Origin of the sequence: Solidesulfovibrio sp., assembly GCF_029978005.1 — a bacterium.
In the GTDB taxonomy this organism is placed as follows: Bacteria; Desulfobacterota; Desulfovibrionia; order Desulfovibrionales; family Desulfovibrionaceae; genus Solidesulfovibrio.
This window is the reverse complement of the sequence record NZ_JARKOZ010000106.1, coordinates 36,479-59,237: the sequence shown is the minus strand read 5'-3', so window position 1 is coordinate 59,237 and position 22,759 is coordinate 36,479. Positions and strand designations below refer to the sequence as shown.

General features: G+C 66.8%; 17 protein-coding genes and 2 pseudogenes. 10 read left to right on the top strand and 9 right to left on the bottom strand.

Annotated features, from left to right (window positions below):
- Positions 1–178 precede the first annotated feature (178 nt).
- From Q1K70_RS12365 to Q1K70_RS12350, 5 genes and pseudogenes are all read left to right on the top strand, one after another.
- A pseudogene (locus Q1K70_RS12365) lies at positions 179–289 on the top strand (nitroreductase); the annotation flags it as partial.
- Between the two features lie 235 nt (positions 290–524).
- Positions 525–683, top strand: a pseudogene (locus Q1K70_RS22150) (catalase-related domain-containing protein); the annotation flags it as partial.
- A 120-nt stretch (positions 684–803) separates the two neighbouring features.
- Positions 804–1,565, top strand: coding sequence for a 4Fe-4S dicluster domain-containing protein (locus tag Q1K70_RS12360; RefSeq protein WP_300159954.1), 762 nt, complete (start codon positions 804–806; stop codon positions 1,563–1,565).
- 27 nt (positions 1,566–1,592) lie between these two features.
- The gene (locus tag Q1K70_RS12355; protein WP_300159951.1) at positions 1,593–3,710 is read left to right on the top strand and encodes an aldehyde ferredoxin oxidoreductase; all 2,118 of its coding nucleotides are present in this window, start codon (positions 1,593–1,595) and stop codon (positions 3,708–3,710) included.
- Complete coding sequence (locus Q1K70_RS12350; protein ID WP_300159949.1) at positions 3,707–4,273, top strand: hypothetical protein; 567 nt, start codon at positions 3,707–3,709, stop codon at positions 4,271–4,273. The genes Q1K70_RS12355 and Q1K70_RS12350 overlap by 4 nt, the downstream gene beginning before the upstream one ends.
- A 198-nt stretch (positions 4,274–4,471) precedes the next feature.
- On the opposite strand, the gene Q1K70_RS12345 is transcribed toward Q1K70_RS12350, so the two are convergent.
- Positions 4,472–5,455, bottom strand: a complete 984-nt coding sequence (locus tag Q1K70_RS12345) for a LysR family transcriptional regulator (protein WP_300159948.1) — start codon at positions 5,453–5,455, stop codon at positions 4,472–4,474.
- 157 nt (positions 5,456–5,612) lie between these two features.
- On the opposite strand from Q1K70_RS12345, the gene Q1K70_RS12340 reads away from it, so the two are divergent.
- The 3 genes from Q1K70_RS12340 to Q1K70_RS12330 all read left to right on the top strand — a co-directional run bounded on the left by Q1K70_RS12340 (position 5,613) and on the right by Q1K70_RS12330 (position 9,037).
- Complete coding sequence (locus Q1K70_RS12340; protein ID WP_300159945.1) at positions 5,613–6,113, top strand: C-GCAxxG-C-C family protein; 501 nt, start codon at positions 5,613–5,615, stop codon at positions 6,111–6,113.
- Positions 6,114–6,923: 810 nt separating this feature from the next.
- The gene (locus tag Q1K70_RS12335; protein ID WP_300159942.1) at positions 6,924–7,427 is read left to right on the top strand and encodes a hypothetical protein; all 504 of its coding nucleotides are present in this window, start codon (positions 6,924–6,926) and stop codon (positions 7,425–7,427) included.
- A gap of 83 nt (positions 7,428–7,510) precedes the next feature.
- Positions 7,511–9,037, top strand: a complete 1,527-nt coding sequence (locus Q1K70_RS12330) for a class I adenylate-forming enzyme family protein (RefSeq protein WP_300159939.1) — start codon at positions 7,511–7,513, stop codon at positions 9,035–9,037.
- A 57-nt stretch (positions 9,038–9,094) separates the two neighbouring features.
- Here the strand turns inward: Q1K70_RS12330 and Q1K70_RS12325 are convergent, their stop codons facing one another.
- The 7 genes from Q1K70_RS12325 to Q1K70_RS12295 form a co-directional block, all read right to left on the bottom strand.
- Entirely contained in the window at positions 9,095–10,789 is a 1,695-nt protein-coding gene (locus tag Q1K70_RS12325; protein ID WP_300159936.1) for an MFS transporter, read from the bottom strand.
- A gap of 527 nt (positions 10,790–11,316) precedes the next feature.
- Positions 11,317–12,132: an ABC transporter ATP-binding protein gene (locus tag Q1K70_RS12320; RefSeq protein ID WP_300159933.1), complete on the bottom strand. Its 816-nt coding sequence runs from the start codon at positions 12,130–12,132 to the stop codon at positions 11,317–11,319.
- A 1-nt stretch (position 12,133) separates the two neighbouring features.
- Entirely contained in the window at positions 12,134–13,183 is a 1,050-nt protein-coding gene (locus tag Q1K70_RS12315) for an iron ABC transporter permease (RefSeq protein ID WP_300159930.1), read from the bottom strand.
- A complete protein-coding gene (locus Q1K70_RS12310; RefSeq protein WP_300159928.1) occupies positions 13,180–14,241 on the bottom strand; it encodes an ABC transporter substrate-binding protein in 1,062 nt (353 codons plus the stop codon). The genes Q1K70_RS12315 and Q1K70_RS12310 overlap by 4 nt, the downstream gene beginning before the upstream one ends.
- Before the next feature lie 122 nt (positions 14,242–14,363).
- Positions 14,364–14,942 carry an FmdE family protein gene (locus Q1K70_RS12305; protein WP_300159925.1) on the bottom strand — a complete coding sequence of 193 codons (579 nt, stop codon included), beginning with the start codon at positions 14,940–14,942 and terminating at the stop codon, positions 14,364–14,366.
- 28 nt (positions 14,943–14,970) lie between these two features.
- Positions 14,971–15,831, bottom strand: a complete 861-nt coding sequence (locus Q1K70_RS12300; protein WP_300159922.1) for a DUF364 domain-containing protein — start codon at positions 15,829–15,831, stop codon at positions 14,971–14,973.
- A 41-nt stretch (positions 15,832–15,872) separates the two neighbouring features.
- Positions 15,873–18,041, bottom strand: a complete 2,169-nt coding sequence (locus Q1K70_RS12295) for a TonB-dependent receptor (protein ID WP_300159919.1) — start codon at positions 18,039–18,041, stop codon at positions 15,873–15,875.
- A gap of 869 nt (positions 18,042–18,910) precedes the next feature.
- Here Q1K70_RS12295 and Q1K70_RS12290 point away from each other — a divergent pair.
- Positions 18,911–19,588, top strand: a complete 678-nt coding sequence (locus tag Q1K70_RS12290; RefSeq protein ID WP_366521700.1) for a glutamate--tRNA ligase family protein — start codon at positions 18,911–18,913, stop codon at positions 19,586–19,588.
- Positions 19,589–19,967: 379 nt separating this feature from the next.
- The gene (locus Q1K70_RS12285) at positions 19,968–21,602 is read left to right on the top strand and encodes a M3 family metallopeptidase (protein WP_300159913.1); all 1,635 of its coding nucleotides are present in this window, start codon (positions 19,968–19,970) and stop codon (positions 21,600–21,602) included.
- 50 nt (positions 21,603–21,652) lie between these two features.
- Here Q1K70_RS12285 and Q1K70_RS12280 read toward each other — a convergent pair whose 3' ends face one another.
- Positions 21,653–22,600 (bottom strand): membrane dipeptidase, encoded by a 948-nt coding sequence (locus Q1K70_RS12280; RefSeq protein ID WP_300159908.1) that lies wholly within the window; start codon positions 22,598–22,600, stop codon positions 21,653–21,655.
- Positions 22,601–22,759: the final 159 nt, after the last annotated feature.

Sequence of the window (22,759 nt, the reverse complement as noted above, 5' to 3'; positions counted from 1 at the left end):
TGTTCGGTCTTGCCGGACCCAGCCCGCATCCGCAGCGTTGCCGCCTGCTCCTCCGTCAACTCAACCTTTACCCGAGCGCCCATCCTGACCTCCTAAACTGGAGGCCAGTATATAGATTTATTTCAAGGACGCAACACTAGTCATGGCCGCGCGGGAAACCCGTGCTCTGACCGCGTTGCTGGGTGTTCCCGACGGACATGTGGTGCATGGCGGGCTCATACTGGGTTATCCGAAATACCGCTACCGGCTGGTCCCTCCCAGGAACGAAGCCCACGTGCACTGGGTGTAGGCATCTCAAGCCGCCTTCAGCCTGGAGGGCGGCTTTTTTGCACTTCGCCATTCGGCGCATACCCCCACTTCTGGCAACAAACAGGGCTCTACAACATGCGCTTGAGTCGGTGAGTCTCTTGAGGGGCTACACCAGCTACCCGCAGCAGGTGGCGCAGGACATGGTCCGAGGCAAAGCGGAACTTTTCTCCGACCATTATTCGCAGGCACGCCTCTTCTGGTAGAGCCAGACCTCTGCGGAGCAGAAGCATATCGCTTCCGCCTTCCGTTTTGAGCTCACGCGGGTGCAGACACCGGCGATACGACAGTGTGTGCTCGCGCTTTTGGCCAACGTCGACCCGGACCTGGCTGGGTGGCGCGGGGACTGCCGTCGCGTCAAACGACGGGGACGGTAGCCAGGAAACCATGGACGCCCATGCAAAAGGGCTTTACTGAACTCCTGAGGCCCAGAGTTTCGCCGTGTATTTTTTACCCCTCCGGTCACCAAAGCCGGGAATGCGGTGAACGGGAGACGCATGCACATGATCCGCGACGTCCCTTCGGAATGGATCGAACGGGCGGCCCAGGCCTCTGGATTGGAAGCCGAGCTCTCCCGTCGGGGCTTTCTCAAGCTGTCCGTCTGCGCCCTGTCCGGCCTGGCCCTCCTGGGCCTGGGCGACGCCTTCGGCGCGAACGCCCCGCTGGTGATCCTGGACAATGCCAAGGGGGTCATCCTGGCCGATCCCACCCGTTGCGTGGGCTGCCAGCGCTGCGAGCTGGCCTGCACGGAATTCAACGACGGCCGCGCCCAGCCTTCCCTGTCCCGCATCAAGATCGCCCGCGCCGTCAACTTCGGGCCCGGCGGTCCCACGGGCGGCGACGCCATGCACGGGGACTGGGGCGACGGGCTGATCGTCCAGGGCGTGTGCCGCCAATGCCCCCATCCGGTCCCGTGCGCCACGGCCTGTCCCCAAAACGCCATCAAGGACGATCCGCAAACCGGGGCCCGGGTGGTCGATCCCGCCGCCTGCGTGGGCTGCCGCCTGTGCCAACGGGCCTGTCCCTGGGACATGCTCTCCTTCGACGAACAAGCCGGAGTGGCCACGAAATGCTTTCTCTGCCACGGCCGGCCCAAATGCGTGGAGGCCTGCCCGGCCGCGGCGCTTCGCTACGTGCCGTGGCGGGACCTCACCCGCGACGGCGGGATGCTTCGATCCGGCCTGTCCGCGCCCTCCCCGGAAAACGCCAAGGCCTGCCTGGACTGCCATGTCCCCGCCGGCAAGACCGCCGTCAAGTAACCCTTCGAGATCGGCAAGGAGTCGCACATGGCCGCCAGCAGAGGTGGTTTCGCCGGCAAGGTCTTGCGGGTGGACCTGTCCACGGGAAAGATCGGGGTCCAGGATACGATCGAACGCTACGAAGCCGTGCTCGGCGGAGCCGGGCTCGGCTACCGGGTGCTCTGGGACGAGGTTCCGGCCGGGACCGGGCCCTTCGATGCGGCCAACAAACTGGTGTTCGCCGCCGGAGCCCTGGTCGGCACCAGCGTGCCGTGCAACGGCCGCACCACCATCACCACCATTTTCCCCACCTGCTGGCCCAGGCCCCTGGTGGGCTCGGGGCACATGGGCGGGCATTTCGCGGCCAAGCTCAAATACGCCGGCTACGACGCCCTGATCGTGGAAGGCAAGGCCGACAGGCCCGTGTGGCTCATGATCCGCGACGCCAAGGTGGAGATCCGCGACGCCGGGCATCTCTGGGGCAGCGGCATCCGCCGGACCACGCTGGAGCTCAGCCAGGAGATGGGGCCGGACTGCGTGGTGGCGGCCATCGGCCAGGCCGGGGAAAGCCAGGCCCCCATGGGCATGGTCATCAATTCGGTCTCCCACTCGGCCGGCGGCGTGGGCGGCGTGATGGGGGCCAAGAACCTCAAGGCCGTGGCCGTCCAGGGCAGCGGCGCGGTGCGCATCGCCGGGGACAAGGCCGAGTGGGAGAAGCTGGTCAAGTTCCACCTCTCCATCCTGGGCGCGAACAACCAGCACGTGGTGCCGAGCTTTCCCACGCCCCAGGCCGAATACTACAATCCGGCCTCGCGCTGGGTCGGCCAGCCGGGCCGGCGCTGGGGAGCGGCCAAGCCGCCGGTGGAGCTGACCGGCGACATCCACGACCTGAGCCGCATCGTCTACCGCACCAACAGCGCCGCCTTCTTTCTGGGCGAGGAAGCCTGGAAGTACACCGTGCGCGGCAACGGCTGCACGGCCTGCCCCATCCGGTGCCACACCATGCTCCGGGTGCCGTCGGTGACGGTCAAGTACGGCATCCCGGACATGGCCCAGAACACCTGCATCGCCTTGCAGTTCGGCCGGATGTTCTTCAAGGGGCTCATGGCCGGCAAGGGCGGCGAGGCGGCCATCGAGGCCTGCATGGTGGGCATGCACCTGGCCGACGACATGGGCGTGTGGTCCAACTACGGCCAGCTGCAGCGCGATCTGCGCAAGCTCTACGAGGGCGGCTATCTCAAGGCCAGGCTCGGTTCCAAGGAATACGCCTCCATCCCCTGGGACAAGTACGACAGGAACGACCCGGCCTTCCTGCTGGACCTCGTCCCCCGCATCGCCAACCGCCAGGGCGAGCTCGGCGACGTGCTGAGCCGAGGCACGGGCGCGATCTTCGACACCTGGTCCATTCCCGAGTCGGACTGGGCCGACGACCATTCCACGACCTACTGGAAGATGGGGCATCCCAAGCACCACGCCAACGAGGACGACGGCCAGTGCGGGGTGATCATCAACACCCAGTACAACCGCGACGCCCAGTGCCACTCCCACACGAACTTCGTGCGAAACGGCCTGCCTCTGGCCGTCCAGAAGAAGCTGGCCACGGACATTTGGGGCTCCCCGGACGCCCTGGACGCCCCGGGGGACTACACCCCGGCCAACCCGTACAAGGCCAGGCGGGCCAAGTGGTCGCTCATGCGCAAGGAGCTGCACGACGCGCTGGGGGTATGCAACTGGATGGGGCCCTGGGTGGCCTCGCCCCGCTGGGAGCGCGGCTACGCCGGCGACGACAGCCTGGAGTCGAAGTTCCTGAGCTTGGCTACCGGCCGCCCCATGGACCGGGAGGAACTGGACCGGGCCGGGGAACGCATCTTCACCCTGCACCGCGCCCTGACCATCCGGGACATGGGCCAGGTGGACATGCGCGCCGGACACGACACCGTGCCGCCCTGGGTGTTCGAGGACGCCAAGGGGGCCGCGCCCTTCACCAAGGGCACCATCCGCATGGACCGGGCCGACATCGGCCGGGCCATGGATTTTTTCTACGAGGCCATGGGCTGGGACACGGCCACGGGCGCGCCGGGCAAGGCGCGCTACGCCGCGCTCGGGCTCGCGGACGTGGGCGAGGGGCTGGCCGCGGCCGGACTCGTGCCGCAGGACGGGAAATGAGCGCGGGCGACGCGCCCGATCTGGGCAAGGCGATCGTCGAGGCGGTACGCGAGGCCAGCGCCGAGGCGCGGCTGGTCGGTGCCGACGAGGTGGTCGAGCGGCTGCGGGCGCGCGGTTTCGGGGAATGCCTCGATACGGAACCCGAAGTCGATCCGTGCCGGCGCGTGGAGGCCCTGCTGTCCGGCCTGCCCGAAATCGCCTCGCTTGCCAGCCTGTCCGGACGCGCCGTGTACCACGACCCGGCCCTGCTCAGCCGCACCTACGCCCGCATCCTGGACCGCAAGGGAGTCACGGCCCTGCTCATGGCCGAGGAGATCCGGGCGAACTCCCGGGACTACCCCCGGCCCGTGCCCGTGGAACTCTTCGAAGCGCCGCCCTTCGATTTGGCGCCGGAGGCCATCGAAGCCGCCTTCAAGGCCATGGCCGCGAGCGAGGAGTTTCGGGACATCGCCTTCACCACGACTTCCCAGGGGACCGTCTATCTCTTCTCCAGCCTGCACCTGGAGCGCGACTACGCGACGTTTCTGGCGGAACAGGACGAGACCTTTTCTATGAACCCGTGACCCCGGCAGGCACAGGACAGAGAGGGCGGGCCGAACCGGGCCTGTCCCCTCGAAGTTCGGTCGTGGCCAGGTCAGTGTGCATCCCACATCCCGATCTTCCCGGAGTTGAGCGCCATATGCCCGTGGCCCGCCGTCGTCCCCTCCCGTCCGGAGACGGAGGGAGACACGAGGGACAGCGTTGTCCCTCCCCCGCGAAATTCATTCCTTCGAACTACAGCACGCCTTGTCCTTTCCCGCATCGGTGTTCTGCAAGGACTTTACCCCTAGACCATCGATCAAGGCCGGGGACAAGCCCATCGCAAGCTCCGCGCGGACCATGGCCATGAAGGACGCAAGAGGCGGAGAAATCCACTTGCTTTTGTGATGCAGCATCAGCACGGCCACTTCCAAGGTGGGGCTGTCCCAGGGGAGGACCGCCAGGTTGCCGGCGTCAATGTCTTCACGGACTGCCGATGTCGGCAAAATGCTCAACCCCATTCCGTTTCGCAGACAGCCCCGGAGCGCCGCTGCGCTGGAGAACTCCAGGCAGGCCGCCGTATGCACCCCGGCTTCGGCCAGCATGCTTTCGAATATCTTGCGATAGGCGCAATCCGCCGTGCAAAGCAGCAACGTCTCGCCCGCCAGGGCGTCCAGCCCGAAGGGCGTTGCGTTTCGCGCCAGCCGATGCCTTGGTGCGGCCACCAACACCAGTTCCTCCATGCCAAGCGCTTCCACAACGAGGTCGCCGGCCCGAACGCTGTCCGCCAGGAGAAAGGCGAGATCAGTGACGCCCTGGCGCAAGTCATTTTCCAACCCTTCGACAGTGCACGAGATAAGGCGCAGTCGCAAATGAGGATACGCCTCGCGAAACTGCCGGATCACAGGTCCCATCCGCCAGGCGCAAAGGGACTCGGGCACGCGGACGGTGAGCACCCCTCGCGCCTCGGAAGCGCCGGCCACCCAGGCCCTGGCTTCGTCCTCCAGATCCAGGAGCTTGACGGCCATTTGCTGCAGGCGTTTTCCGGCTTCGGTGAGCAGCACGCGCCGGCCGAGGCGTTCGAAAAGGCGGACCTGCAACTCGTCCTCCAAGGCGGCGATGCGCGCGGAAACCGTGGATTGGGCCGCGTGCACCTCCAGCGCGGCCCGATGAAAGCTGAGGTGGCGCGCCACAGCCACGAACGTTCGGACATCACGCAGTTCCACAAGCGCCTCCTGTGCCGGGTCTGTTCGGGATTTCCGATCGACCCCTTCGGATAAATTCGTTGGATTCGATCGAAGACTGTCATTAAGCAGAAATCCAGATCGAAGCAACCGTCGCGCCGGCCTCGTTCCGGCACGGCGCAACCGGAGGGCGAGAGCCATGGAAACGAAAGAAGTGGAACAACGGGCGCAGGCGCTGTTTCAAAGCGGCTTGAACTGTGCCGAAGCGGTGCTGGCGGCTGTCCTCGCCGGCCAGGGGGTCGAGGAATGCGGACAGGCGGCGCGACTGGGGACGGCTTTCGGCGCAGGCGTGGGCCGCAGCAAGGAGGAGATGTGCGGAGCGCTTTCGGGCGGCCTCATCGCGCTGGGGTATCTCCGGGGGCGGCACGGCGGCGCCGAAGGCTGGGACGGCCTGGCGGCCCTGGCGGCCGGCGTGCGCGATCGTTTCAAGGCAATCCACGGCTGCACGTCCTGCGCCTCCTTGCTGGCCCGGTTCGGGCCGCAGGAACGCATGGACAAGTGCATCCGGCTGACGGCCCGGACAGCGGGCCTTTTCCACGACGCTCTCCAGACGCCGGGGGCGGTCGAAACCCCGGCTGCGGCTTGCGGCTGCGCGGCGCGACAGGCGGGGCCGGCGGCAGCCGGGAGCTGTCGCGGGTAGATGCCGCTGCGCATCGCATGGCCCCGGCGACTGTCATCCGGACTGCCAGCCGCCCCCATGGAACAAGCACCATTGGGCTCGCACGGCATCGGATAAGACGAAGGGGACGGACCGGATCCGGTCCGTCCCCTCGAAAATTGGCCAGGCGAGAGGGTTTGAACACCCGGCGTCCTGCTCCCGAAGGGCAAAGCAGAAATATATATTGGAATAATTTGCTTTTCTTGCTTTATGAATAACATTTTCCGGCTGAAATGACCCAGGCCCGGCCCCTGGCGGTTCTGCAGAGGTTAGCCATTGGGGCGGTTATCCAGCCTTTTCAGTGCAAAACCGTCGTGATTTGCCTGAGACGAGGGGAACAGGGGCAGCCCTGGAGCGACTAACGGTCCGGCTATCGACCTGCCGCGAAGCAGCCATTCCGATTGACGAACGAAGCGCTCCGCCAGTTGGATGTCCGTTGAACATAAGCCGCCCGCTTGGCTCTGAGACGATGAGGCATACAGGGAAGCCTCCGGGGATCATAACAAGTGTGAACCTTTGCCGATTGCGTCTCAGCCCTCAGAGTATCATTCCCTTATGTTGACTGTTACCGCAAGCCATGCGATATTTTCTAAATAACGTTATCGTATCCCACGCTTTCGCCAGCGATGCGGGAAGATGCACTCTGCGACACGAGTCGGAGTCATGTTTTCCACCCAGAGACGTCTGCTTTGATATTGTGATTGGACAATTTCAAATGGATATTGACCGTAGAGAAACAGTTACATCGAGGGATACTTAACTTAATTTAGTCCAACAAACAACGGGGGGTTTATGCGCACGTTCTTTTTTGTTGCGGTATTTATCTTCACCGCTTTGTGTTTCCAACATGCCCAAGCTTTTGAGTGCGGAAAACTTGATTTCGGAGCCAATATGAGCGATATCGACGACGGGAATTTTGTATTCTATATGAAAAAGGAAGGCGTGTCCTACTATAATTATGTGGGAGTCTGCCGCCTTCCGGTGCATCAAAAGGCATCTCCAGCCATTGCCTATGCATTTGTCGACGGGAAATACTATGCGAGGATCATCCGTGTCGTCGGCAGGGACAAAAATGACATTCTCGCCGATATGAAGGCAGGCCTTTGCAGTCCGATTACCGTAAAGACCGACGGGAAAGTGAGCTTATACAGATGTGACTTGCCAAACGATGTCGAGTTCAAGTTCAAGTACGACAACAAAACCGGCGAAGCGAAGACGGCTGCCTACAGCAAATCCTTGCGCAACCAGATCGGGAAAAACATCAAAGCCGATCCAGCAAACTTCTCCGAGAAGTAGCATCTCGGTAAAAACGTCGCCAGGGCTGAAGAGAAGAAAGCCTGCGGCGGCGCTGGGCATGGGAACATGCCAAGGAGTGCTCCGTGCCCCTTTTCCGCATGGTGGCCGCCACGGCGGCGCGGCGACCCGAGGCCGTGGCCCTGCGTTGCGGGCCGCGTCACGTCACCTACGCCCGACTGGTCGAAGACGCGGACAAGCTGGCCGCCTGGCTTTCGAGCCTTGGCCTTGCCCCGGGCGACCGGCTTGCCGTTTTGCTCCCGAACTCCATCGAGCTTGTCGCCGTCATCCTGGCCGCCTGCCGGGCCGAACTCGTCCTTGTCCCCCTTTCGCAGGACGCGCCGCCGGCCCGGCAGGCCGAGATCCTCGCCCAGACAGGGGCCAGGGGCCTCGTTGCGGCCTCCGGTTCGGCTGCGGCCATTCCGCCAGAAGCGCGGGAGCAGCTGGCGGCAACGGTCTGCCTCGACGGACCCGAACCGGAGGCCCTCGGGTACGACGCCCTCCTCGCCCATGCCCCAACCGCCCCTGCGCCCCGAAGCACCGTGCCGGACCCGGTCTGCCTGCTCGTTCACACCTCCGGCTCCACCGGCAGGCCCAAGGCCGTGGCGCACACCCAGGAGCGGCTTGCGCGGCGCGTGGACGCCTTCGTCCAAGCCCTGAACATTACGGCCGAGGATACGACGCTGGCCGTGTTCCGTGCCGACCGGCCGGTGGTCCTGGTGGTCCAGGCGCTGGCCGTGCTGCGCCAGGGCGGGACCGTCGTGCTGGCCGAACAACCGGCCCCGGCGGCGTTCTGGCGTCTCTACGGGGAGACCCGCCCCGGGTATTGCCTCGTGATACCAAGCTACGCCAGGGCGCTTTTCGCCGATCCGGCCGCCGCCCGGGTCGACCACTCGCGGCTGCGCTTCTGGCTCAGCGGCGGCGACGCGCCGGCGCCAGCCCTCTACGAGGCGGCCCGGAGAATCACCGGCCGGCCGTATTGCAACCTGTACGGCCTCACCGAGACAGGCCTTGTGGCCGTGGTCACGCCAGACGAAACGGACAGGCCCGGCTGCGTCGGCAGGCCCGTGGGCGACGTGTCGATGCGGCTTGTGGACGACGCCGGGCGGGACGTCCCCGAGGGGAGCCCCGGACGCCTTCTCGTCACCTCGGCCAACATGATGGTCGGCTATTTCAACGACACCATGGGCACGCACCGGGCCATCGGAACCGGCTGGTACGACACGGGCGATCTCATGCGCCGCGACGCCGCGGGCGACTACTGGTTTCTCGGCCGCTGCGGGGACGTCATCGTGCGCCATGCCGTCCAGGTGGCCGCCGCCCTGGTGGCCGACGTCCTGGCCGGGCATCCCGGCGTGGGCGAGGCCGTGGTGGTGGGAGCGCCCGATGTCGCGGCCGGGCAGGTGCCCGTGGCCTTCTACCGGACAAGCGGCCCCGATCCCGGGGCCGAAGCGCTTCTCCGTCACATCGCCGACAGGGTGGACGCCCTGTCCGTGCCCGTGGCCTGCCTGGCTGTCGCGCAGTGGCCTGTGACGCCCCGGGGCAAGACCGACCGGCGAAAACTGACGGCTTTGGCTGTGGAATATCTTGGCCGAGGGAACGGGGACGGCTGAGCGAGCGCCGGCCTTGGGGTGCCGCCGCGGCTTTCCGAATGGGCTCTCGCTGCGTCCTCAAACGTCTTGCGCGTCCCCGGGCAGGGTTCCTGAGGAGGGCTCGGGCAGCCAGCGCGAGGCGAACAGATTGGCCAGGGTGACCAGGAAGGCGACCGCGGCGGCGGCGTAGGCCACCCGGGCGGGATGCGCGGCGACGACCGGAAGAGCGGCGGCCAGCCATTGGGTCAGGGCGGCGAAGCACGATCCCATCATGCGTCCGCCGACGTTGGCCGCGAAGCTCTCGCCCGTGCCCCGCAGGTGCAGCGGGAAGACCCGGGGGAGATAATTCCCCCAGAAGCTGAACTGGCCGATCACGAAAAAACCCGCCAGGAACAGGCCTCCTTCAAAGGCGGGCAGGCTCGTGGCCCCGGCCCAGGCGAAGGTCGCCGGCAAAACGATCGCCGCCGGGATCAGGAACGTCCGCAACAGCCTCCGGCGGCTGACGATCCAGACCGCCAACACCGCCAGGGCGCACCGCCCGGAAAGCCCCCCCATTTCCTGAAACGTGGTCACGCGTGCCGCCATCCCCTGCTCCACCGGGCCGGCGACGCGGCGCTTTTCGGCGATCATGCGCCGCTCGATTTCGTCCTCGCCGCGTCCCGCCGCCGTCCACTGGGCTCGAAGCGCCGCCTGATGCGCTTCGGGAAGAAACGTGTCCTGGGCTTTGGCCACAGCGGCCCGGGTCTCGGGCAGTCCCGGCACGATCTGCGGCGCTTGCAGCAAGGCCCCGAAGGAGGCGGCGAAACTCAGGGTGAACATGCCGGTGACCAGGCAGGTGGTGCGCCGAAGCCCGGGGGAGAACAGGGCGGCCACGCTCGGCCGCGCCAGGCGGCCGGCGCGGCGTTTTTCCAGCCAGGGCGGAGATTCCGGCAGAAAAGGCCTCACCAGAAGAAGCGGCAGGGCGGGCATGAGGCCGGACATGAGCGTGTAGCGCCAATCGGCGTGCGGATTGTCGATGTGCCCGAGAAACGACAGAAAATGCGGGAGGACGATGGGTGGCAAGGACAGCGGCGGCAAGGTGAGCCAGCCAAGGACTGTGATCGGACGGCCGACCGCCAACGATGCCGCAACACCTCCGACCAGGGCCACCAGCAGCCCCCCGACGGAAGAAAATGCCTGCGTGATTCCAAGCACGGCCTCGCGCCGGCGGGGTTCGGGAAAAATTTCGGCCAGCCAAGCCACCGCGGCAACGAACTCCACGCATACGCCGATGAAGACCAGGCATCGCAGGGCAAGCAACATGGGCAGGTTCGTGGCAAATCCTGTCAAGAACGAGGAGATCGCATACAGCATGATGCTTGCGGTCAGTATCCGTTGCCTGCCGCAGCGATCGGCGAGGTAGCCGCCGAGCAGTCCGAAAGCGCCGCCGGCCATGGCCGGGACATAAAAGAGCAGTCCGAACCAGAAAGTGAATTCCGGCGAGCCGGGACGGATGCCGCCGAGTTCCATGAGCGCCGGGCGCACGATGAGCGGAAGCATAAGCAGTTCGTAGCTGTCGAAGAGGAAGCCGCAGGCGGCCACCGTGCAAACAAGCCACTCCCGGGCCGTCAGCCGGAGTGGTTCAAGAGGGGCGATCACTGACGAGCCGGACACACCCGGCAGCGACGTGGCACACTCAACATGACGCTTGGTATCAGAGCATCTCACCAGCAGCAAGAGATGTTGACGTATTCCGAGGCGTTGCGGATAGTCGGCCCAGCGGGGCATGGCCATATGCAGGGCATCCCAAAGGCGATGCCCTTGCTTGAACCGCCTTAACGGAGTGTCTCACGCGCCGACCGCCACGCCTGGGGGCGTGGTTTATCCCGACAGGGAAATGCCGTTGCCGGCGGGGGCCGGGGCGCATCTGACCGAGTCGAGGAGACCTCCAGGAGACGCGCGGCCCTCCTCGCCAAGGCCACGCGCAAGAAGCCGGTGGCCCCCCTGTCCACGGACCCGCGCGATTATGTCCCGCTGGCCCATGAGGCGGCCATCCCCTGGACTCCCGAGGTGGGCGCAGACCCGCTTTGCCTGTGGGGGACGGTCGAGGACGGGCGGATCGTGCCGGCAGTGCGGGAGTTGGTGCAGGTGTAGGCCCTCGGCGCAGTTTTCAGAATTCTGACCAATGGGCGGCCTGTCTCCCTGGCGGAAATGGGCCGCTTTTTCCTTTGCCGGGATCGCCGCCGCTTCAGGCCGATCCACCGACGGGGGGCGCGGCCCGGCTCCCGGGGTTTCCAAGGGAGGGCCTCCCCCCTGCTTTTTCAGCCCGGGGGTCTTGTCGACCTCGCGCTGCGGCACAACCGGCGGATGCGGTCCGGAACGCAGACGCGAAGGGCCCGCGCGATGGGGAAAACGGAAATATCCACGCCGTAAAGCCGCCCGAGCGTCTCTGCGGTGACCACGTCCTCTGGCGGGCCGTCGGCCACGATCCGGCCCTGGCGCAGCATGAGGATGCGGTCGGCCACCCACAAGGCATGGTCCGGGAAATGGGTGGTCATGACGCAGGTATAGCCCTCGGCGCAAAGCTCGCGCAGGATTTCCAGGAACCTGGCCTGATGCCCGAAATCGAGGCCGGTGACGGGTTCGTCGAGGACCAGGGCCCGCGCGCCCTGGGCCAGGGCGCGGGCGAGGAGCGTCAACTGGCGCTGGCCGCCGCTGAGCTGCGTGACGGGCAGCCGCGCCAGATGCTCGATGGAAAAGCGACGCAGGGCGCGCAGGGCGACGTCCACGTCCTCGGCGCTTGGCGGGCCGAAAAAAAACGACTTGGCGGCGCGGCCCATGAGCACGACATCGAGCACGCTGTAGGCGAAAGCGCCCTGGTGGGACTGGGGCACGTAGGCCACGGCCGCGGCCATGTCCCGGGGCGGCGTGGCGTGGGCTTCCCGGCCGCCCACCGTCGCCCTCCCCGCCGTGGGGGCGAGCAGGCCGAGCAGCAGGCGCAGCAGTGTGGTCTTGCCGCAGCCGTTGGGGCCGAGGAGGCAGACGAGTTCTCCGGGGCGCACCGTGAAGGACACGCCCGACAGCACCGGCGTGCCGTTGTAGGAAAAGGCCAGGTTTTCCGCCGCGAAGACGTGCATGTCAGCCCCAGGACCGGCGGGCGTTTCTAAGCACCAGCGGGAAAAAGGGAATGCCGACCAGGGCCGTCAGGATGCCGAGGGGAATCTCCACGCCGAAGGCCAGCCGGGACACGTCGTCCACGAGCAGCAGGTACAGCCCGCCGAGCAGGCCCGCCGTGGGCAAGAGCCGCCGGTTGGACGGGCCGACCAGCAGGCGGCCGGCATGGGGGATGATCAGCCCCACCCAGCCGACCAGCCCGGCGATGGAGACGGTGGCGGCGCTGAGGACCGTGGACAGGGCGATGAGCCAAAACCGCGCCCGGCCCACGGACAGGCCCAGGCTTCGCGCCTGCTCGTCGCCAAGGCTCAGCAGGTCGAGCTGCCGGGAAAAGAGGAACAGCCCGGCCATGCCGAGAACGAACAGCGGCGTCGCCTTGAGGACCGTCTCCTTGTCCGCCCGGGACAGGCCGCCCATGAGCCAGTAGGTGATGGCCGGCAACTGGTTGGTGGGATCGGCCAGGTATTTGACCGCCGAAAGCAGGGCCGTGAAGAGGGCCGTGCTGATGACCCCTCCGAGCACGAGCAGCAGCAGGCGGTCGCCCCGGCTCAGGCGGGCCAGTCCCAGGGCCAGAGCCACGGCGGCGACGCCCCCGGCGAAGGCGCAGCCCTGCACCGCCGTCCAGGGCAGCTCCGCCAGCATGGCGAGGGCCGCGCCGCAGGACGCCCCGGCCAGCACCCCGAGCAGCCCCGGCGACACCAGGGGATTGACGAACATGGACTGGTAGGCCGCGCCCGAGGTGGACAGGGCCGCGCCGATGAGCACGGCCGCCAAAAGCCTCGGAGCCCGGACGTCGCCAAGCACCACGCCGACGAGCCTGGCCTGCCGGGTCGCCGGCCCCGCCGCCGGGTCGCAGAGGTCAAGGACGTAGCGCCATTGGTCGGCCAGGGAGATCGGGTAGTTGCCGACCGTCAGCGACCAGACGGCCGCCACGGCAAGCAGCAGGGCCAGCAGCCAGGGCGCGCCCTGGCTCAGAAAGGCCGCCCGGGCGGGCTTGCCCCGGTCCGCGATCATGGCTTGGCGGCCGCGGCCGGTTCCAGCAGGGTCCGGGCCTCGGCTTCGGTCAGGTCCTTGTCCCAGAAGAGCTTGAAGAACTCCCGGGTCTCCTTGACCATGTCATAGGCGAAGACGTCAGGATAGAGGGCCTGGGCCATCCATTTGAGCGACAGCAGGCGCATGAACGACGGCGGCCGGTCGAACCAGTTGACGGGCCGGGCCTGCAGGCCGAGCACCCGGCCGTCGCGCGCCGCGGGAATGACCTGCCAGGTCGGGGAAGACAGGATGGCGGCCCGGACCTTGGGCGTTTGGGCCACGATCACCTGCGGCGCGTAGCCGATCACCGTTTCCATGGTGACCTTGTCCATGCCGAAGATGCGGCTCGGGGGGGCCCTGTGGACGTTGAGGCCGCCGGCCAGCTCCAGCACCTGGGTATGGAACGAGCCCTGGCCGTCGGTGGAAAGGCCGTCCTCGCCCTCGGCGTAGTAGACGCGCAGGCGCTTGTCCCGGGGGATCTTCGCCACGCCCTGGCGGACGTCGGCCAGGGTTTTCTCGGCATAGGCGGCCAGCGCCTCGCCGCGCGCCTTGTCGCCGAGCAGTTCCCCGAACTGGCGCAGGGCCTTGGGGTAGTCGTCCAGGTCGCGGCTGCCGATGCGCACCACCGGGATGCCGAGGCTGGCGAAAAGGGCTTCGAATTCCTTGTTCACCGGGGCCATGGTGCCGCCGATCACGAGATCGGGCGCGGCCTTGAGCAGGGCTTCCTTGTCCGGGGTCAGGCCCTGACCGAAAAAGCCGCCGAGCACCGGCAGGTCGCGGGCGCAGGCCGGATACCACGCCCTGGCCGCCTCGGTCTGGGGAAAATTCCAGCCCGCCAGCAGACAGGGGTTGATGGCGTAGACCAGCAGCGCCTCGGGCGGGGACAGGGCGTACACGCGCCTGGGCGCGTCGGGCACGGCCACGGCGACGCCGTCGGCGTCGGCAAAGGTCGCGGCCCGGGCCTGGCCCGGAAGGCAGCAGGCCATGACCAGCGCGAGGACCGGGAGCGCATGGAAAAAGGGGAGGAAACGAAAACGCATGGTGACCTCCTTGGGAAGCGGGACCGCGGCGGACGCTCCGCCGGCCGCGGGACGCGGCCCGTCGCGGCCCGCTTGTCCCGGGCATGGGGAGGCGGCGGGCGAGGCGCCCCCGCTCACGGCGGTCATCGGCCGGCCCCGGCCGGCAGGCGGTAGTAGGCCGCGCCCTCGCGGCAGGAACGGCAAAGGGTTTCGTCGCCGACCACGATCTCCCGGCCGTCCATGATGTTCTCGCCGCAACGGTCGCAGGCGCAGGTGCGCACCGGCCGACCGGGCATGTCCTCGGGGCGCAGGTCCACTTCCACCGGCGTGACCAGGAGCAGTTCGTCGTCGGACAGGGTGTCCATGGGCACGTCCTCGTTCCTGGCCTCCGGCCGCTTGGGCCGCAGGGCCACGCGCACGGCGCGCCCGGTTTCCAGGTGGATGAACGTGGCCGCCATCTTGCCGTAGTCGAGCACCTTCATAGTGCGCTTGCCGGGCCGGCAGCCGGTCAGGGCCATGATGGCGTCGGTGGCGCAGCGGTCGATCTCCACGTAGACGATGAGGTTCTTGCGGTCCGCGCCTTTGGGATCGGCGATGCCGATCTCGCGCAACCCCCGCATGGTCATGCGGGTGCCAAGCTCGATGCCCCGGCACACGTCGCCGTGAAACCGGCCGGCCTCGTCCAGAAGTTTCAAATATTGCTCGCGATATTCTTCGTTCATCGGGAACTCCTCGGGCAAAAGCCCCTGTCTAGCCCCGGTCGGGAAAAGGGCCGGGGCGCAAAAGGTTGACCTTGCGCAGGCAGCGGCCGAACAGGGGATACAGGCCGCCGCCTTCGGCGAGGATGTCCAGGGCCTCGTCGGCGTCGGTGACGACCGTGGTGGCGACCAGGGTCACGCCCCGGTCGAACAGGGGGTCGGGAATGAAGCCGGCCGTGGGGCCGGCCACGGCCACGGCCGCGCCGGGAGAGACGGCCGCCAGCAGGCCCGGCAGGGAGTCGTTGGCGATGCTGGCCCCGGTGAAGACGGCGGTCTGGCAGGCGGCCAGGGCCTCGTCCAGGCGGTCGAGGTCCACGATGGAGCAGCCCGCGACCTCGGCCAGGGTTTCCGCCTTGCGGTCCGCCACCGCCAGCGCGGCCGGGCCGAGCCGCAGCAGCCGCTTGATCAGGGGCACCATGGCCCCGACCATGCAGACCCGGCGGTCGGCGACCAGAGGGGCGAAGGCCTCGCCCTCGCCGTCGCCTCCGTCCCGGGCCAGGCTTTCCAGCACCGGCACGGACAAGGCGTTGAGGGCGGCCAGCCGCACGACCGGGGCGAACGGCCCCGCCTCCCGGCCCATGACCACGTCCAGGGCGGCCAGGCCCCGCACCCGGCGCAGGCCGCCGCGCAGGATGCGCCGGCTGGCCCGGGCCACGAGCTCCGGCGGCGTGTAGGCCACGCCGCCCCGCCCGTCGGACAGCCGCACCCCGGTGGCGAACACCCCCACCACCAGCCGCTCGATGCGCAGCTCCCCCACCCCCGGGCCGAGGTGGCGGGACAAGGCCGCCGCCGCTTCCTCGAAGAGCCATTCCCCGGCGGGAAGCGACTCCCCGGACTCCGATGCGTCGTTCATGACGCCTCCTCTTGCCGGCGCGACGTTGCCATGGCCCTGGCCTAGAATTCCAGCTTGATGCCGGCCACGGCGTTGAACGGCGCGCCCGGGTAGTAATAGATGGAGGAATCCGCCGTGCTGTCGTCGCTCGAACGGATGACGGCGATGTAGCGCTGGTCCAGGATGTTCTGGAGATCCAGGGTCAGGGTCACCTTCTTGCTGCCGAGCGCGTTGGGAATTTCGTAGGCCATGGACAGGTCCACGATATGGTAGCCGTCGAGGGACTGCTTGTTCTGGACGTCGCCGTACCGCAGGTCCATGTAACGGTAGGTCGGCGTGACGCTGAGCTTGTCGTATTTGGCGGTCAACCCGAACTTCGCCTGCCACAGCGGCACGTCCGGCACCTGGTTGCCCTTGATGTTGAGGGTGGTGTTGAGCGCCGTGTTCAGGTTCTTGGTGAAGGTGAACCGGTTGTAGGAGCCGGATCCGAAGAGGGTCAGCCAGGACCTGACCTTCCACGAAGCCTCCAGCTCGCCGCCGATGGATTCGGCCTCGGCGTTGGTCTGGCTGTAGGAGCCGCCGACCAGGTTGTCGTAGACGGTGACCTGCTTGTCGTAGTGCCTGGAGTAGTAGAAGGTCGGCGACAGGCTGAAGGTGTCGTTGGCGAAGCGCAGGCCGACGTCGAAATTGTCCGCCGTCTCCAGCTTCATGTCGTCCCACAGGCTCTGGAACGTGATGCCGGCGGCCTGGAACTTGGTCAGGTATTTGGAATAGCCGTTGTAGAACGGCCCCTGGGGCGGACAGGCGTAGGTGCGGCCGTACATGAAGCGGGCCGAGAGCTGGTCGGTCAGGTCGTAGCTGATGCCGGCATTGGGCAGCCAGACGTCCTTGGTGGCCTTCTTCGCGCTCAGGCTCGCATTGGGCGTGAGCAGCGTGTCGAGGACATCGTCGTAGGAACCGTCCGGCACGCCGGTGGTGTTGTAGGCGGTGACGGAAGGGAAATCGACGGACAGGTAGCGCAGGCCCGCGGACAGATGCACCTTGCCGAGGTCGGTCTTGGTCTGCAGAAAGGGCGAATGGAAGATGCGGTCCCCGACCTCGGCCAGGTTGGTCCAGCTGCTGAAGTAGGAACCGTAGTCCGACAGGTTGAAGGTCCGCACGCTGGCCGGCACGGGAGGATACATCGCCAGGTTCTGGTACCAGTAGCCGAGCTTGACGGTCACCGGGTCGAGCTTCTGTTCGAGTTGGGCCAGATAGCCGAACTGCCGCTGCTCGTAGTCCATGACGGTGTAGGTGTAGCCGCTGCCTGTCGACTTGGCGCTGTTGGCGCCCGTATTGTAGCGGCGTCCGTCGTTGCCGGCGTAATACGGCCTGAAGGAAGCCGTGGCTCCCTGCCAGAGCTTGGCCTCGAGCTTGCCGAACACGGACCATTCGTCGAAGTACTGCCGGTTGTAGCCGTAGTAGGCGTAGTCCACGGACGGGGTGCCGGTCATCTCGCCCGTGAAGTCGAAGCCGCGGTAATAACTCTGGCTCCTGGTCTGGGCGTAGGTGAGCGGGCGGTACTCGTCCTGGTTGAACTTGTTGTAGAGGGCGTAGACCTCGAGGTTCAGGCGGTTGTCGAACAGGGGTTGGGCCAGGCCGCCCATGAAGTTCAGGCGTTCGGCGTCGCCCGTGCCGCGCCACTTGTCGGCCAAGGCGTGGGAAAAGGAGCCGAAGACGCGCGTCCCGGTGGCCAGTTCCCCGGAATCCAGCCGGCCGTAGGTGCGGTTGAAATTGTAGGTGCCGATCTTCTGTTCGATGGTCGCCCCCCGCGTGTAGGCGGGGCCCAGGACCTGCATGTCCAGCACGCCGGCGGCGTCGCCGAAGCCGAAGCCCTTGTCGGCCGGGATCGGCCCCCGGTACAGGCTCATGGAATCGATGTTTTCCAGGTCGATGGAGTTGCCCGAGGCGCCGTAGCCCGTGGAGATGCCGATGGGCGCGCCGTTTACGGTCTGGGACAGGCTGCCGAAGGTGAAGGCCGACTGGCCGCGGATGCGGATGTTGGACTCGTTGACCAGCCCGTAGGCGTCCATGGATTCGCTGTTGACCGAAGGCATGAGCTTGTTGAGGACGGCATACGGATTGGCCTGGGCCGGCCCGCCGAACGTCTCGATGGTTTCGCGCGGCAAGGTGCTGACGCTGGCGGGTTCCGATTTGTCCTCCACGATGGGGCCGACCTGTTTCGGCGCCACGACCTCGATGTCTTGAATCCTGTAGTACTCATGTTTCTCTTGGGATTGTTCCGATCCCCCCTCCTGGGCCCGGACCGCTCGCGGCGAACACACGCACGCCGACAACAAGGCCGCGACGCAGATGACACGACAAAACCGCATACTCCCTCCCTCGCAACTTGGTACTCCGACAACCGGAATGCCCGCAGGCCGCCGGCCGCGCGGGAGCTTCTCCCCACCCTCGCCCCCGTCCCTTGGCCCGGCATCCGGTCTTGACGCGCTGCCGGCCGGCGTCGTCGCCGGCCGGACTTCCTCATGCACCCCGCCGCCCAGCCACAGGCGTCCCGCCGCCGGCGCTCCCCAGGACGTTCGCCGCCCCCCCGGGCACGGCGCTCCCGCGCCCCCGCGCGCCGGGCAGCGACCTGTCCGCCGCCCGGCGAAGGGAGACGTCGTCCCCACGTTGCCGCGGGCCGGGCAGCGCCTGTTCCGCGTGTCCAAGCCGGCAGACGACGCCTCCCGGGCGCCGGACCGCTTCGCCGATGGGGTTGCAGACGCGCCCGTAACGCCCCGTCGAGTGCAGCGAGGCTTCAAGCGACAGTCGGACTGTGCTCACCAGCACGCACACCGCATGCTACGGCACAAACAATGGATGTTTTCCCGAAACTGGCATGCACAGCTAGCGATATCCAAACCAATAGTCAATATATCACGAAATATTCACAACGCGTGACTATTGATAAATGCCGACTTTATTACAATACAAATCCACTCTACTGCGACTGAAGACTTTCACTATATTAAATTTACCATATATCTGTTCAATATCTTGAGTCCACAAGTATGATATTGTATCGAAATTGAACCATTAAGAGTCACTTATTGGCCCACAAGTGTCACTCATATTTCCTGCGTCGTGTCAGAATAAAGCCATAACACAGTCCCGGCCTGTCGCCGCCGCGTCTCCGCCGGCGGACTCCCGCCCGTGCGTCGCCGACGCCGTGGCAGGACGCGGCATCGCCCCGGCGCACGGGCCGGAACATGCCCGGGGAAGAAGCGGGACGAAGGGGCAAGGCGCGGCCCGGAGGCGCGCCTTGCCGCCGGGCGGGCCGGGACGATACGGTCAGGCGGAGGCGCTTGTCCGGACACGCCGCCGGTCAGGCGAGCGACGGGACGCCCGGACCCTGCGATCGACCTGCAGGCGGGGAAAGCGTATCGGGGAAGTCTCGTCGAAGAATCGGGCGATTCGCCAGCCCATCGTCAGGCAAATCGTCGCGCGCTTTGCCCCGCGCCCCACGGGACTGCCGCACCAGGGCCACGCCTTTTCGGCGCTCACGGCCTGTCAGGCCGCGCGGGAGGCCGGCGGACGTTTTCTGCTGCGCATCGAGGACATCGCCCCCGGCCGCTGCAGACCGGAATATGCCCAGACACTTATGGAAGACCTGCGCTGGCTGGGCTTGCGCCGGGAGGAGACGGTGCGGTTCGACGCCCATGCTCGGCGGGGTGAGAATATCGGAGGCCCTTACAACAACCAGCAAGAACAACAGGAGCAACGGCATCCAAGGGGATAGCAAGCTCGCGACGTGAAATATCCATCGACAAAAACGCACCAAAATTATTGACATCCATGCGCCCACTATTTGAGTCGGCGCATGGCGTGGGGGGGGGCACTGCCATTTCGTCTTGTCGAAAAACCCCCACAGGGAAAGCTCCTGCGACTTATAGGGGAAACTTCCGATTTCGGCGATTTGACCACGGTGCGATTTGGGATCGCGGCTTGGGCATGACTGGGATGGCGCAATTTGAAAGTCCAGGAATGAACGTTCGCCCGGCACATTGACATCTCCCCGCGGGACAACCATCTTGCGGAGCATGAAAGCTTCCTATGGGCCAGCGTGGAACCTTTCCCCGGTTTTTGACGGGCCTGGGGATCCCGCTCTCGCCAGGGAAATGGCTGATTGCATCGCACTGGCCCAGGAAACGGGCCGGGCTCTGTTCGTCCCGGAGTCATTCCCTGCGCTGCTGCGCGAGCGGGAGGAACTGCTGGCGCGCACGGATCGCATCGCCGCGTATGCCGAACTGTTGTGTGCCGCGTCCTCGCCTGGATCCGATGCCGGCGCCTTGCGTCAGCGGGTCGAGATCTTCGAGCGCCGGGTCAAGGATCAGGCCAGGGTCTTCGAGCTGGCCTGGGCCGGCCTGGACGAGCCCACGGCCAAGTCCTTCCTGGCTGCCTTGGGAGAGCATCCGGCCGGCCACAACCTGGCCAAGTTCCGGCGTTTCGGTCCGCACCTCTTGGACCCTGGGCGCGAAACCCTGCTCTCGAACGCGCTTTGGCCGGCCCGGTCCGCCTGGCTGGCCCAATGGCGGGACTTGGCCGGCATGGCGCAAGCCGGCCGGCTGTTGGGACGGCTGTCCCATCCCCGCAGTTCGACCCGGGCAAGCGCGGCCAGGGCCCTTGGGCGCGGCTTGAGACGCCATCGCGCCTTGTTCGCAGGCGTCCTTTGGGGACTGCTCCTTCTTGAACGCCTGGAGAATACCGCCAGGAACCATCCCCATTGGTCGTTTCGGCGCGCCGTGGAGGAGGAAACCACGCCGCGGGCCGTGGACGGCCTCGTCGCCGGGCTGCGCCGGGGATTTCCCCTGGTGGGGCGCTATTTCAGGTTGAAGGCCAGGCTTCTCGGGCTGGGTGTCCTGGCGGCGCACGATTGTTTGACCCCGCCCGTGCCGGGCTTGGGCCGGGCTGTGAGCTGGCCGGCCGCGCAACGCCTGGCGCTGGCCGCCCTGGGGCGCATCGCGCCCGCGTTGGCCGGGCGAGCCCGGGTCTTTTTCGAGCAGGAGCGCATCGACGCCCCTCCGAGGCCGGGAAAGGCGCCCGGGGCGTTCTGTCGCGGCCTGGGCCCCGGGGAGGTTCCGTTTATTCTGCTCAACGCCTCGGGACGTCCGCGCGACGTGGCCGTGCTGGTCCATGAACTGGGCCACGGGCTGCACCACCTGCTGTCCGACGGTTTGGGGCCAACCGGCGCCCGCCCGCCCTTTGCCCTGTCCGAGGCCGTGGCCGTGTGCGGCGAACTGGCCCTCTCCGAAGAGCGGCTAGCCAGGGCCCGATCGGACAAGGCCCGTCTGGCTGCCCTGTGCCTGCGCCTGGAAGACGACATCACGACGATCTTTCGCCAGGCGGCCCTGCATGCGTTCGAGCACGAAATCCATCTCCGGGAAACCCTGACCGGAGACGATTGCGACACGGCGTGGCTCGCGGTCCAGGAAGAGCTCTACCAGGGGGCCGTAACCGGTCATGAACCTTCCGGATGGGCCGTGACGCCACATTTTTTTGTGGTTCCAGGCTACGTGCACATCTATGCCCGGGCCGGTTGCCTGGCCTGGGCGCTCTGGAAGCGGCGCGAGGCCATGGGCGTCGGGTTCGGAGCCGCGTTTACGGACCTGTGCGCTGCCGGCGGGAGCCGGTCCCTGGCCGCGCTGCTCGAACCCTTCGGTCTTGACCCGGACGCCCCGGACCTCGCCTGCACCGCCCTGGAATGTTTCGAAGCCAACTTGGACCAGGCCGAGCAATTGGCCGGAGGCCTCTGAGGCACCCAACGACCTGACGATGCGGGGCGTTTCCTCGCGGTGCCGCGTGGCTAGGCCGGATACAGCGCGCCGAGGAAATCCATCAGATTGCGCCCCATGATCCCGGCCACGCAGGCTTCGGGATAGCCTCTGGCAAGCAGCGCCCGGGCCAGGTCCTGGAAGCGGGAACAGTCTTCCAGGCCCGCGCACGTTCCGTCGAAGCCGCCGAAATCCGAACCGAGGCCCAGATGGGCCGTACCATGGCACTGGGCCAGATGGTCGATATGGTCCGTTACCGTGTCCACGGACGCCTGGTTGTTCGCCGCGAGGATCTCCGGGGCGAACGTGAGGCAGATCAGACCGCCGCGTTCTACGACCGCGGCTGCCTGTTCGTCCGAGAGGTTGCGGGGCCTGTCCAGAAAAGTCCGCAGTCCGGTGTGCGAAACGAGGAGCGGCCCGGGGTAGTCTTCCACCACTTCCCAGAAGCCCGGCTCGGCCAGATGCGACAGATCAACGGCAAAACCCGCCGCGGCCACGTCGTGGAGCAGAGCCCGGCCCTCGGCCCGAAGGCCGCCGGGACAGACGACGGCATTGCCGTCGGCCAGCCTGTTGCCGCCCACATGGGTCAAACCGGCCAGGCGCACGCCCCGCTCCGTCAGGGAAAACAGGTCCGTTTCCAACAGCGCGTCGCAGTTCTCCACCAGATGGCAAAACCCGGCTGGGCCGGTTTCCTCCTGGAAGATATTTTCCATGGTCGATGCACGGAAAGCCGGTCGCAACGGGGCGGTCATGGCGCCCATGGCCTCCATGAGGCGCGTCAGCCGCGCACTGGCGGTGCCAGGACCATTGAAGCTGTCCGCGATATAGAAGGAGCACACCATGAAGCGCACCGCGCCCGCGCGCAGACCGTCCACGGTCAGGTGTCCGGAGGCGACAGCCGGCAGGGGCAAGGGAGGCGTCTGCTCCAGCAGATGGGTGATGAGGTCCACATGGGCGTCGGCAACGGGATAGGGGCTCACGGTTTCCTCTGGGCGGTCGGGTGGCGATCGACTGGCACTGGCCGGCTTGCCGAGGGGGGGGAGGTCCCCCCCCCCCGGCTTCGGGTTACATCAACGGACCGTGGCAGCTCGGACCATGACAGGCCGGGCCGTGACAGGGCTGCGCCTGCATGCTGGGAG